We start from the raw sequence: 13,590 nt of genomic DNA, 5'->3' as shown, positions 1-13,590 counted from the left end.
TTACTCCTAACTTTTTTCACACTTCGATAACCGCAGAGAGCTCATTTCTCGCAGCCACCGTTATTGGAAAGTCATTTCCATGATACGGGTTTTCACCCATTTCTATTTCAACCCTCACTGTCTCATATGCCAATTCAGGAAGATTGTTTTCTTTACTCAGGTGTCCCAAAAGGATTCCTTTTAGATTGTCATGCAGGATTCTGCAAAGAAGTTCCCCGCTTTTTTCATTGGACAAATGTCCTTTTTCCCCAAGTATTCTTTTTTTCAAAAGGTATGGATACGGGCCGCTCTGAAGCATTCTCACATCATGATTGGCCTCTATCAGCACTGCATCAAGTCCTTTAAGACAATCAACGGTATATTCATCATAGCATCCAAGATCGGTTGCTATCGCTACCTTCTTATTCCCATACGATATTCTGTATCCAACAGGTTCAAGTGCATCATGCATTATAGACATAGGGTTTATTATTATATCCTTAACAGATACCTTCTCATCAGCTCTTATCTCTCGAAATTCAGATGAAAGCATCTCGCCCTTTTTATCGCTATTTCGTATTCCCTGTATTGTTCCTTTTGTAGCAAAAACCGGGATGTCATGTTTCTTCAATATAGTATGAAGTCCCGCTATGTGATCCGAATGTTCATGAGTGACAAAAATAGCATCAATGTCATCAAGACTAAGATCAAGCTTTGAAAGGCCCTCCACTATTCTCTTCTTACTGCATCCCGTATCTACAAGGATGTGTGTGGTATCGGAACCCACATAAATACTGTTCCCACTACTACCACTTGAGAGGCTCGCAAGTCTCATTTAGTGCATTCTCCGTTTCCATATTATATTTAATCTGTGACGAAAATGTGTTTTTAATCTTAATAAATAATTATAATATTTCGTTTATGTCACATTTGATTGTACTCAAAGTTTCCCGTCACTTCCAATATACCTCAATTTTATCGCCCTCATGTATGGACTGCATATAATCAGGTGTACCGCCGTTAAGTGTAGTAACGATAGATCTTCCGTTTGGCTTACTGAGATCAAAATCAATAACATCAAAGATGTCTACAAAAATATAATCCGATTTTCCATGAAGTACAATAGGCTCATTATTAACCACAACATGAAGATCATGTGTAACAACACGTCTTGCAGGAGCAGTCTGCCTTACAGCAGTTGTTGTCGAATTTCCTGAAAAACTAAAGCTCCCGTCTTCATTCTTTTCAAGATCAAGATCAGCATCCGCATCATAAGATGATTCTTCATTTTCCTGCTCTATAGCAACTTCATCGGCATCAGGGAAATTCGAATAATACTCCATGATGGCATCCGTGCCGTTTTTGAAGTCAACCTTAAAGTTCTCATATACAGGTGTATCTCCATCGACAACTTCATTATTAACAGTTATAACAGAGAACTCTGTAAGATCAATATCAAGTAACTGCGCAATCTGAGCTGCTGTCTCATAATCAAGTATCTTAATGTCATCTCCCGATTTTATATCATACAATCCGGTCTGACGTTCGCCGTTAACCTCTGCGGTTCTGGGAACTTTTATGTTCTTGCCGTCAACAGTTATGTTAAGGCTCTCCTTGAATTCAGGAATATCATTTATCTCACTTCTTCCTGCTTTTCCTACCGTAGAACTTGTAACTTCAATAATATCATTGGCATGGATCTTCGTGTGTATATCAGCAGGTGCGCCATTTAAGGTGATAACAGCTGCTTCACCGGGCTCACCGCGAACCATTCTCTCCTGTCCGTTTACAGTATACCTGAGTTCATCACCTCTCTTGGGGAAAAGATCCTCATTGGGGAAATCTGCCTGCATTGCAGCATCTACGATAGCAAGTTTGCCGTTATCATAAATCTTGGTCTGTTGTCCGTTGAATGAAACAAATACAAAGTTATTTGACTGCTCATAGAAACTTACGCAGATACCAAGCGGAGTTACCATAAGTGAATCATGTTCAATACCTTCATCCTCATTAAGGAATCTGATACTTTTCATTACTTCCTCTCCGCGAAGAGCAACACGTTCCTCCGGAATCTTCATCTCTTTAGCAAGAGCCTTTGTGTATCCGGGAACACAGCCGCCGCCACCTACTACGAATACAGCACTTACAGGCTTATTTCCATTAAGCTGCTTTATCTGCTGCGTGACCATCTTGGACATTTTTTCTACCAGAGGCTTAATCATCTTAGCAATTTCTTTAGCTGAGATAGTCTTTTCAAGTCCCATAATATCAACATACTTGACCTGATCCATATGACTTGCATCAATCTTGATCTGATCTGCGGTATTAAAATCAACAAGGCAGTGCTGAGCAATGATCTCCGTAATGGAATCACCTGCAATTGGTAGCATGCCATATGATGTAATTGTTCCATCATCTGTAATACAAATATCAGATGTACCCGCTCCAACATCAACAAGAGCAAGATTCAACATTCTGTATTGAGTAGGAATTGCAACCATCATTGCGGCTATAGGCTCCAGAGTCATGTTCGCAACTTTAAGATCAGCTCTCTCACACGCTTTATATAATCCATCCACGCAATCATCAGGAAGGAATGTTGCTATAAGATCTATGGAAACTCTTCCTGCATTATGTCCCTCAAGATTAGCTATCTGGTAATCATCAAGATAATAATGCATTACAGAATAACCCACCAGATAAAATTTCATATCTGACTGGTTCTGTGCCAGAAATTCCTGATATGCCTTCTCAACAGCCTTGGACTCAAGATTATATATTTCCTCCTGAGTCAGTTCTCTGTTGTCAGTATATTCTTCCTCAAAATTGGTTTTCATTGTGCGAAGCACACGACCTGCGGCAGCAATACATACATCTGTGAGATGAATCTCTGTCTGCTGTTCCAGTCTTTCTTTGACTTTTCTGATAGTTACTCCGACTTTACCGATGTCATGGATCTGTCCGTCAAGCATAGCTCTTGTCTCATGCTTTTCCACACATTGAGCGATTACGTTAAATACCTCGTCCTCCATGTAACCGACAGTACCCACAACGCTTCTTGTACCGATATCAAGACCAAATACTACATTTTTTTCTGATTGTTCTGTCATCGTTGCCATCAGTTTTCCCCCAGCTTTAAATCAATTTGACGTTTGGTTTCTTTTTCATCACCGCTGTTATCAATTACAAAGTCAGCAAACTTTCTAAATTCTTCGTCGCTTAGCTGTCCATTCAGGATGTCATTTATTTTTTCGTCAGAGTATCCTCTCTGTTCCTTTAGTCTTTGTCTTCTAACATCAACAGATGCATATATATACCACAGTTCATCAACAATCTTGTCATAGCCGTTCTCTATTAAAAGTGCGGCCTCCACAAACAGGTAATCGTATTTTCCTTCTTTTCTCTCTCTGTCAATTTCCCCAAAAATAAACTTATTGACAGCAGGATGAAGAATATCATTTACCTTCCTCAATAGTTCTTCATCCGAAAAGATTCTGGCACCCATTTTCTTTTTATCAATTTCAAAGTCACTGCCAAGGATATCCTCAGAAAGGAGTTCCACAATTGGTTCATAGCAGGGCATTCCGCGAAGCTTAATATCGTTTGCAACATCATCTGAAAATATGACCCTACAGTTGCATCTGCTTTTTATGTAGTTTAGAACTGTGCTCTTTCCGGCTCCAACACCACCGGTAATACCTATAATCTTTGTCACTTATTTCGCCTCAAACCAGTCAGCACCCGTGTGGCATTCAGCCTCAAGGGGAACAAGAAGATCAGCCGCTTTAGTCATCTCTTCTTCAAGGAGTTTACTGATAATATCAACTTCATCCTTGGCTGTTTCTATCAATAATTCATCGTGAATTTGAAGTATCATTCTGGATTTAAGATTTTCCTTCCTGATACGTCTCCAAACACGTATCATTGCAATTTTAATAATATCAGCCGCCGTGCCCTGAATAGGAGCATTCATGGCAACTCTCTCTCCAAACTGCCTCTGCATGAAGTTACCTGATTTAAGCTCAGGCATGGGGCGTCTTCTGTTATACAGGGTTACCGCAAAGCCTTTTTCTTTTGCTTCATTTACAGCTCTATCCTGATACTCTTTAACACCGGGATAGGTTGCAAGATAATCTTCCATATATTTTTTTGCATCAGCTCTTGAAATATTTAAATCTTCGCTTAGCCCAAATGCACTGATTCCGTAGACAATACCAAAGTTAACTGCCTTGGCATTTCTTCTCTGGATATCCGTAACTTCCTCAAAAGGAATACCAAACACCTTGGATGCAGTTGTTCTATGTATGTCGCGGCCTTCATGATAAGCTTCGATCAGCCCCTTATCACCGGACATATGAGCAAGTATCCTGAGCTCAATCTGTGAATAATCTGCATCTGCAAATACATATCCATCCTTTGGAACAAAAACTTTTCTGATTGCCCTTCCAAGCTCTGTTCGCATAGGAATGTTCTGCAAATTGGGCTCTGTGGAGCTTATTCTTCCCGTTGCTGTAATAGTCTGATTAAAACTGGTATGAATTCGCTCGTCATCCCCTATAAAAGCAGAAAGGCCATCCGCATATGTGCTTTTTAATTTCGTAAGTCCTCTGTACTCCAGAATGTCCTTTATTATCGGATTTTCGGGTGCAAGCTTTTCAAGAACATCAGCAGCAGTCGAATATCCTGTTTTGGTCTTTTTTCCTCCCTGAAGCCCGAGCTTTTCAAACAAAATCTCTCCGAGCTGCTTGGGCGAATTAATATTAAAATCGGTAACCTCTCCGTTAGTAGCCTCTTTTACAACATCATGGATACTCTTCTCAAGTTCTTCTATCCTGCCTGTGAGCTTGTCTCCGTATAGCTTAAGCTCATCCCTTTTAACAAGAATACCCTCGCGCTCCATATCATAAAGAATATAGGTGAGAGGCATCTCTATTGAGTCCATAAGTCCCAGCATATTTTCATTTTCAAGGCGCTTTTCCAGAATAAAAGCAGCCTTGTAGTTAACATACGCAAGATAGCCTGTGTACTCTTTTCTTAATTCCCTTTCTGTGGATGCCGGATTTTCTTTTCCGAATATCTGAACTTTCGATCTGATGGAAAGCTGCAGATATTCAGTAGCTATATCTTCAGGCAGATAGTCATTCTTTAAAGGATTTATCAGATAAGCCCCAATAAGAGTATCAAATGAAGCCTTTCTGTTATCATTATAATTATCTATCTCGAAGGGCTTAAAATATCTGTATGCATGCTTTATATCAAAAAAAGAAAGTCTGCAGTCTGCTGAAAGAGCTTCCAGTTTTTGCCCCACATAACATTCTGTCACATCATCATCTGTCTCAAAATAAATTACAGATTCATCTGAGATGCATACAGCAACTCCTATAAGAGTCCTGGGTTCTTCAAGTGCTTCAAAAAGTGATAGCTGTACGTTTTCTTTTCCGGCTTTACCTGCCCAGCCTGTCGGATCTGAGAGAAGTCCTATTCCGATAAATCTTTCAGAATTACCTTTTGCATATTCGTATGCCTTCTTAAAAGCATCTTCTACTTTATCCTTACCGGATATATCAATTATTTCAAACTTCGTCTCGGTTCTGGTGACATCACCTTCAAATCTTGACAAAAGATTTCTGAAATTCAGTCGCTTGAACATATCGTAGGCATCTCTGTTAAAAATATCTTCAATACCGGCATCATCAAACGAATAGTCAAATTCTGCGTTTACATCTATTGTTGCAAGTACTTTACTAAGATCGCAAAGCTCCCTGTTAGCTGCAAGAGATTCCCTGATGGATTTCTTGCTTATATTCTCAAGATTTGCATAAATATTCTCTATTGAGCCATATGTAGTCATTAGCTCAATAGCAGTTTTCTCACCAACCTTGGGAACACCGGGAATATTGTCTGAAGAATCGCCCATCAGAGCCTTAAGCTCAATGAACTGTATCGGATTAACCTTATAAAGTTCTTCAACATCCTTGGCAAAATAATTTTCTATCTCGGTTTTTCCGGCTTTTGTCTTTGGGATTCTTACGCATATATGCTCACTTGCTATCTGTAAAAGATCTCTGTCTCCGGAAACAAGGCGCACCTCCATTCCTTCTCTCTCGCCGCGTTTAGCGATAGTTCCCAGAATATCATCTGCTTCCAATCCGGGTTTTTCCATGCGACAGACCTTCATACTGTCGAGCACCTCTTTCATCAGAGGAACCTGCTCACGCAATTCTTCCGGCATGGGCTTTCTGGTGCCCTTATATTCAGCATATATTTTGTGTCTGAAAGTTGGCTCATGAACATCAAAGGCAACAGTCACATAATCAGGCTGCTCCTCATCAATGAGTCTGAACAGAATATTCAAAAATCCATAAACGGCACCTGTATGCTTGCCTTCTGAATTGGTAAGATCCGGAAGGCCGTAGAAAGCTCTGTTCAATATACTGTGTCCGTCTATAAGTAATAATTTCTTCCCCATTTTCAAAATGTCCCCAACTTACTGTATATAATAATCTTCGTTTTCAACGAAGTCCTATTGCAAGCACTATTGCAGCAATAATTTCAGCCACAACAACAATCTGCAAGAAAAATGCAGTATTTAAAAGCCTCTTCCTGACACGAAGTCTCTGCCACGCATCATTCGTGGTTGTCTGCAGCTCATCTGTAAGATTAAATGTGCTTCCATCCTCCAGCCTTTGTATACCGGTTTCAATAAGAAACTGAATGGTAAGCTCCTCCTTACAGTTTTTGCACTTTTCCATATGTGTCAAAAAAGATTCAAGAGAATAATTGTCCAGTTCATCTGCTAAAAAGCCCGGTATCATTCTCTGAAATTCCTTACAATCCATAGTATCCTCTATATTTTCGGCTTTTATAAAACCCTATATCTTGTATAGACATAATGCTTTTAAGCATACTACTAATCAATATATAGCATACACCATAATAGCAAATCCCACAACATTAATAATGCTGTGGGATCCTTGAATGCCGCTAAAATGGGCTTTATTTACTTTTCATATCCATTGCAAGCTTTACAACCTTATAGGCTCCGTCGTATAAGCCTGCCTTTTTATTTTCGATGATATTTTCACACATCTCATTCAGAAGTTCTGTGTCAAGAAACTGATCAAGCATCTGCAGAGTGTGAGGTATATCTCTGCATTCAAGAGTTCCGTCTCCCACTTCTGCGGAGTGAATTGCACCCCACATCTCATGCTTTCCTACTCTCTTTATAAACAGTTTCGGTACAGGATAAAATGCCAGCTCGCTCGGTTTTGTCACAAGAACATCACAGCTTCTCATTAAAAGATTTGTACAATAAACCGCCTCAAAAATATTCTCATGATAAAAGCCATGAATACCTGTAACTTCATTAGTAGAATCAAGTGCCTCCATGGCAAATTTCTCTGTTTCCTTAAAGTCGCCCAGATGTTCTGTGATATGTGCATTCATCTCAGGTATTTCTTTTTTAAGATCAAGCCATACCTGCTTGTAGTCGCCTACATTTACATAAAGAGCAGCTTCACCGGATGCAATCTTTGGAAGAAGATATCTTATAATATCAGCAAATATCTCCTTCTGCGCACCTGCACCGCCTATGGTAAGAAGAAATCTTAAAGCCTTTTTATTCTGCTTTCTTGAGACTCTTGCCGCACAGTCAGCTTCAATATTTGACACCAGTTCATGATCAATGTAGTGACCTGTATATACCAGATCATTTTGCGGCATCGGTTTGCAGACAGCATTCTTATTCATTCCATTTAGGATTCTGTATCCCATATATGCATTTCTACACTGTATTGTATGAACAGAGCCCTCTGAAAAATGAAGAGCCATGGGCCAGTTATCAGGAATAGCATTAACCACATACTTCATACCTGCATGAATTGCAGCCTGAGCTGGCCATACATGAGTCCCGATTACAGGAATATCTTTGGGAACATTTCTGTAAACAGGAGCCATTAGCTCAGCATTCTTCTGATCTGCCGCATTGTAGGATAAAGCTCTGAAGCCTTCATAGTTTATTGGTTCCCAGACAAATTTATTAAAAATCGGATTCTTTGAAAGTCGTGATCCAAGTGAATACAAGTCATTCTGAGCACTTATTACTTTTGTACAGGTCGTATGAGGATATGAATTAAGATCCATCCAGTACGGAGTATATCCAAGATACTTAGCGCATGATGCCATGGCCATACTTATTCTGTAATGTCCAAATCCCATTCTGATGTTTCCGACAATTAGTCCCTTTTCAACATCAAACGGAATACTTCCGGACACATCAGTTCCTTCAGGCAAAACCTCTATGTTCTTAACTCCAAGGCTCTCCCCTATATAAGCATTTTCCGTAATTCTTATGGGATAATCAGCTTTTGAATCATCTCCGAATTTTCTCATATTCTTTTCTTTTGTTCTTACAGCCTTTTTGTAAACGCTTTCAGGCATAATATTTCCAAAAATCACCTTAGCTTTATCAGACATAAATCCCTACCTCTTCATTTATTTTAAATGCGATTTCTTTTCTTATTTTGTTTCCTGCAGCATCGAGCTTTATTATCAGTTTTCCTGTAGAGCCCTGACGTCTTCTTGACTTTATATAGGTACCTGCCATACCGCCTCTCATTGGCACTACCTTAGGTCCTATCAGATCAATTGCCCCTTCTGTTTTTAACTTTACAGGCTCTGCAAAGAAAGGTAGCACGTTTCCGTTTTGATCAACAACTCTGAACCTGACAGAAGCTACATCATAAGACTTACCTTCATGAAGTTCTGTATGGCTTATGACTGCTTCAAGAGAAATATCCTTTACTGTCTCTTTAATTAATGTTTTTACAACAACACCATCTTTAACGGCTTCAAACTTAAAGGATGTCGCTTCTCCGCCCCAGTCGCCTATATATTTTTGATACAGATCAACAATATCCTTTACAGACATATGATGAATCGCCATCATCTTTGCACCTGTAAGTTTATCTCCAAGTGTAAGTCTGCCCATTCCATATCTGGCAGCAGTATTAAGGGCGTGTTTTACTTTATTGGCAAATCCTGTGGAAAAGTTCTCGTTTTCTGCAAGAGTATCACCAATAAAATCATCAACCAGAATAGGTCCACGTTTTATATTTTTAAAAGGAGTATCCTTCGGATAGTATTCCTTTATAAATACATCATTTTTGTACATCTTTACGGAATCCGCATTTGTAAACAGCCAGATATCACCTCTGATACATTCGGGATGCTCTCCGATATCCATCGATGATGACAGTTCAAGTACATAGTGGTCGTCCCCCTGCATCTCATATCCATAGGATGCAAGTTTTGAGTTCCTGAACATATCCATTACACCGTGATAACAAATCCTGTCTCCTGAGCCAAAATCCTTGTGAGTATTATAGTCAAACATACACCAGCCAAATCCACCTGCGATGTCATCTTCACCTGCTATGGCATCCATAACGCGTATATGTCTCATAGCATGTTCAACACGGGTATCCTCAGAATCAAAGCTCTTTGTGGGATACATATGGCCGTTATACTCCGTCACCATGTATGCTTTACTCATATCAGGGGTTGCCTGCTTTTTACTGATGCATCCGGGCGTTTTTCCATTGTGTGAAAAATCATTAAGAGTATATACGTCTTCAAGAAGGCTCATTTTCACAGAAGCTCTTACACCTCCTGTGGATCTTGAAGGATCAAGCTGATGTGCCACATCATTTGTAGCAAGGTAAAACTCATCATCATCCGCTGACTCATTAATTCTAACTCCCCACATGATGATGGAGGGATGATTCCTATATTGACAGATCATTTCTTTTTCATTTTCAATTGCCTGCTTTTTCCAGGCTTCATCTCCAATGTGCTGCCATCCGGGAATCTCTGTGAAAACCAGCAAGCCCAGTCTGTCACAGCTGTCGATAAAATCCTGTGACTGAGGATAGTGAGACGTTCTTACAGCATTAAGGCTAAGCTCTTCCTTTAATATTCTTGCATCCTCCTGCTGCATTGATGAAGGCATTGCATATCCAACATAAGGATATGACTGATGCCTGTTCAGTCCCCGAAGCTTAAGCTTTCTTCCGTTTAAATAAAAGCCCTCACTCTTAAAGGTAGCGTTTCTGAATCCGATAAATTCCGTTTTTTCATCAATCAACTGTTCGTCTTTATAAATTCTTACCGTAAATTCATAAAGTGTCGGATTATTAATATCCCACAGTATTATGGGAAGTGTATGATAATCAAGCACATTATCTTCATTAGCAGGAGCCTTGTTCAGCTCCTTCTCTTCTTCATATTCATCCTTGCAGTTATCGGGATGATTACCGGAAATACGTTTAAGTGATTCAGTAATAACACACCCCCTCACATCTCCGCCTATCTTTATTTTTGCGTGCAGAAACGCTCCAACGGATTTTGGGCTCACATCCTGCTCTGGAGTATTCTCTTCATAAACTTCCGGAACATCAGTATAGACAAAGGTGTCTTCTACATATGTCTTGTCTGTTATTTCAAGATAAACATCTCTGTATATTCCTCCATAGGTCATATAATCAACAACAAATCCAAATGGCGGAACATTAAGACTCTCTCTGCTATCAAGTCTTACAGCTATAATGTTCTCTCCGGCTGTATTGATTTTGTCTGAAATATCGAATTCAAATGCTGTATAGCCGCATGAATGAGTTCCAAGTTTCTCTCCATTAAAAAAAACAGTCGCCTCATGAGCCGCGCCTTCAAAATGAAGAATAACTCTCTTATCTCTAAAGCGTTGATCAGCCCTGAATACTTTTCTGTAGCCACTTACCATTTGATAAATAGCATCATCAAAATAATTAAATGGGGTCTCCTTTACCGTATGCGGTATCCTGACTATTTCAAGTGAAGGGTTATTATACCCTTCCTCTGCCATTTCTTCATCAAACTCAGTCTTAAATTTCCAATCATTATTTAAATATAATCTTTTTCTCATTCTCTCATCCCGAAGAATCACGTAACTTTACGGATATGGAAACTGTGTAAAATATTATCGTTTCCTTTTAGTTATAGTAACACTTTGATATTTTTCAAGCAAGAAACTTATTCTCTAATTTTCGTTTTCATAATTTGTGCAAAAATACCAAAAATTCAAATAATCTCTGTTATATAAATATCCTTAGTCCTGGAAAGGTCAATAAATGAATCGTCGCACTTTACTGTTGGGCGCGCCAAATGATCGGGATTGATATAAACAATCTCTCCCTCAAGATTATTGCTTAGTCTCACTTTATTAGCAAGAAACGTATTAGCAATGTGATTAAGAAATGTAAGAATTACATCAGCATCATATTTTACAAGTCCGTCTGCCTCAAAAGCCTCAATCACTTTAAATGGACTTACCGGTGCATGATTTGCTCTCTTTGAAGTCAAATCATCATAAATATCAGCAACAGCAATTATTTTTGCTACAGAATCTATCTTCTCTCCCTTAAGGCCAAAGGGATATCCGGAACCATCATATCTCTCATGATGCATCAAAACAGCATTCTTTATGTGGAAGTCAATGTCCTTATCCTTTAAAAGCTGATATCCAAGCTGTGTATGTGTTTTTAAAATCTCATTTTCTTTAGGTGTAAGTGGTGAAGTTTTATTAAGAATAGACTGTGGAATAATTATCTTGCCAATGTCATGTACAAGGCCGGCTGTTGTGATAATTTTGATTTCTTCTTCGCTTTTTCTCATCCAACGTGCGATCATATTAGAAATCAATGCAACACTTATAGAATGCATGTAAATTGCATCGTCGTACCCGCGAAGATTATGAATTATATCCATTATTCCGGCACCTGTGTCATTCTGGTCAAAAAGCATTAGAACAGGTGCTACAAGGCTTTGAGTTTTAATTGCTTCATCAGATGTGAATGCCTCTTTAAGATTGGTCTCAAGATTTTTGGCATCATTTTCAAGAGCCTTTTTAAACTTTTTAAATTCTTTACTTTCCTTTAGCTGTGTACTGAAAGATTCTTTCTTTGAGCTTTTGGGCTTTTCAGCAGGAACATCATCCTCATTTATAAATACATTAAAAATATTGTAATTATGAAGTCTTCTTATTGCCTTAGAATCCAAACTTGTACCTTTGGGAAGCACAAGCTGATCATCAAGTGTATAAACATTTTGCGCAAGTACCATCCCTTGCTGAATTTCTTCGACAGGAATAAGCTTCATAGGCCACCTCGTCAAAAACACAGAGAGTGATTTTCCACAACCAAGGAAAAAATTCCTTAAAAAACTTCCCGATAAAAACAAAAATCCCGACATTCAAATATAGCTTGAACGTCAGGATATAAATAGTGCCGGCGGTGGGACTTGAACCCACACGCCCGTGAGGACAACAGATTTTGAGTCTGCATCGTCTGCCATTCCGACACGCCGGCTTATCTGCAAAAATCTGCGACTCACATATGTTAACACATCAAAAATGGATATTCAAGCATGAATTTGCATAAGTTCTTTCTCATTTTCAGCTGTCCCATTCCTCGTACTCAAAGGACACTTCTTTTCTGCCTGCTTTTTTCCCGATAAGATAGAAAATACCTGCAACAATTACTACTAAAGCAAAAACAGACAGTCCGAGAATTATCATATTTTTCTTATCATCCTCAAGCTTATCAAATTGCTCAGCAGCATAATTATATGCGCTTTTAGCCTTATCCCCTGTAAAGGTAATGGCCTTTTCAGCGCTCTGTCTGATATCATCAACATCAATATCCTGTAATTTATTTCCAAATATGCTAATCATAAGCTGCCCCCTTTGTCGCAGATTTAATCCACGTTTTCTTGTATAAATGATATCATTTCTCTACCGGCTTTCACAACCTCTTTGCCATAAAAAACATGACCGGCATCCGTTATTTGTATTATTTTTGCAGCAGGGAATTTTTTTCTTGCATCGATGCTGTAAGACATCGGAACCACCTGATCAACATTTCCGTGAAGGATCAGTACATTTCCATGATATTTTTTCATACAGTCATGGATATCAAGAGAAAAAGCATCCTCATAGTACTTTCTTCCTACAGGAAGTCCAAAAACAGTAGTGGAATCCTCAATCATTTCCTTTTTGGGATATTTGCGCTTAGCATCATCAAAAAGAATATATGCAGGATACAAAAGCACCATCGCTCTTATCTCCCCCGGTGACTGGGCCGCTGCTATAGTAGAAGCTACCCCTCCCTGGCTTTCTCCCATCAGAAATATATTTTTTCTATCAGCGAAAGGAGCTTTTCTTATATTCTCAATTACAGCTTCAATGTCTTCACTTTCAGTCAAAACCGACATTTCAGTCATCTTGCCGTCGCTTTTGGATGAAAGCCCGCCACCGCAAAAGTCAAAAATATAACAACCAATACCTTCCCTGACAAGCATTTCGGCATAAGGTCTTGTGCCTTCACGACTTCCTCCAAAGCCATGTGCCATGATTACTATGGGATATCTTCCCTTCAAATCATCCGGCAAATATATTTCCCCAGAAATGTGATACCCGTCTCTCTCCACTATATATGTCTTTTGCATAACAGCCTCATATATATTACAGAACCACTATTCCGATAATAATTTTATCAAAATTCCATTCAGTTAACAAGT

10 protein-coding genes and 1 tRNA gene are annotated in these 13,590 nt (G+C 39.1%); all 11 read right to left on the bottom strand.

The window, feature by feature from the left end; genetic code table 11:
- Nucleotides 1–16: 16 nt before the first annotated feature.
- Nucleotides 17–814 carry an MBL fold metallo-hydrolase gene (locus ACHCNF_RS01490; protein WP_408071035.1) on the bottom strand — a complete coding sequence of 266 codons (798 nt, stop codon included), beginning with the start codon at nucleotides 812–814 and terminating at the stop codon, nucleotides 17–19.
- A gap of 118 nt (nucleotides 815–932) precedes the next feature.
- The gene (locus ACHCNF_RS01485) at nucleotides 933–3,098 is read right to left on the bottom strand and encodes a cell division protein FtsA (protein ID WP_408071034.1); all 2,166 of its coding nucleotides are present in this window, start codon (nucleotides 3,096–3,098) and stop codon (nucleotides 933–935) included.
- On the bottom strand, nucleotides 3,098–3,694 hold the full coding sequence (gene coaE, locus ACHCNF_RS01480) for a dephospho-CoA kinase (protein ID WP_408071033.1): 597 nt from the start codon (nucleotides 3,692–3,694) through the stop codon (nucleotides 3,098–3,100). The genes ACHCNF_RS01485 and coaE overlap by 1 nt, the downstream gene beginning before the upstream one ends.
- The gene (gene polA / locus ACHCNF_RS01475) at nucleotides 3,695–6,448 is read right to left on the bottom strand and encodes a DNA polymerase I (RefSeq protein WP_408071032.1); all 2,754 of its coding nucleotides are present in this window, start codon (nucleotides 6,446–6,448) and stop codon (nucleotides 3,695–3,697) included.
- Nucleotides 6,449–6,491: 43 nt separating this feature from the next.
- Nucleotides 6,492–6,818 (bottom strand): zf-HC2 domain-containing protein, encoded by a 327-nt coding sequence (locus ACHCNF_RS01470; RefSeq protein ID WP_408071031.1) that lies wholly within the window; start codon nucleotides 6,816–6,818, stop codon nucleotides 6,492–6,494.
- A gap of 157 nt (nucleotides 6,819–6,975) precedes the next feature.
- Nucleotides 6,976–8,454: a DUF6937 domain-containing protein gene (locus ACHCNF_RS01465; RefSeq protein WP_408071030.1), complete on the bottom strand. Its 1,479-nt coding sequence runs from the start codon at nucleotides 8,452–8,454 to the stop codon at nucleotides 6,976–6,978.
- The gene (locus ACHCNF_RS01460) at nucleotides 8,447–10,939 is read right to left on the bottom strand and encodes a glycoside hydrolase family 2 protein (RefSeq protein ID WP_408071029.1); all 2,493 of its coding nucleotides are present in this window, start codon (nucleotides 10,937–10,939) and stop codon (nucleotides 8,447–8,449) included. The genes ACHCNF_RS01465 and ACHCNF_RS01460 overlap by 8 nt, the downstream gene beginning before the upstream one ends.
- A gap of 155 nt (nucleotides 10,940–11,094) precedes the next feature.
- Nucleotides 11,095–12,171 carry an HD-GYP domain-containing protein gene (locus ACHCNF_RS01455; RefSeq protein WP_408071028.1) on the bottom strand — a complete coding sequence of 359 codons (1,077 nt, stop codon included), beginning with the start codon at nucleotides 12,169–12,171 and terminating at the stop codon, nucleotides 11,095–11,097.
- 126 nt (nucleotides 12,172–12,297) lie between these two features.
- Nucleotides 12,298–12,380 (bottom strand) — tRNA-Leu (locus ACHCNF_RS01450).
- 86 nt (nucleotides 12,381–12,466) lie between these two features.
- A complete protein-coding gene (locus tag ACHCNF_RS01445) occupies nucleotides 12,467–12,745 on the bottom strand; it encodes a hypothetical protein (protein WP_408071027.1) in 279 nt (92 codons plus the stop codon).
- Nucleotides 12,746–12,768: 23 nt separating this feature from the next.
- Nucleotides 12,769–13,518: an alpha/beta hydrolase family protein gene (locus tag ACHCNF_RS01440; RefSeq protein WP_408071026.1), complete on the bottom strand. Its 750-nt coding sequence runs from the start codon at nucleotides 13,516–13,518 to the stop codon at nucleotides 12,769–12,771.
- Between the last annotated feature and the right edge of the window lie 72 nt (nucleotides 13,519–13,590).

Origin of the sequence: Butyrivibrio sp. NATIVEDY162 (assembly GCF_045999815.1) — a bacterium.
Classification (GTDB): Bacteria; Bacillota; Clostridia; order Lachnospirales; family Lachnospiraceae; genus Butyrivibrio.
Note: the sequence above shows the minus strand (reverse complement) of the source record. Positions and strands in the feature narration are given on the sequence as shown.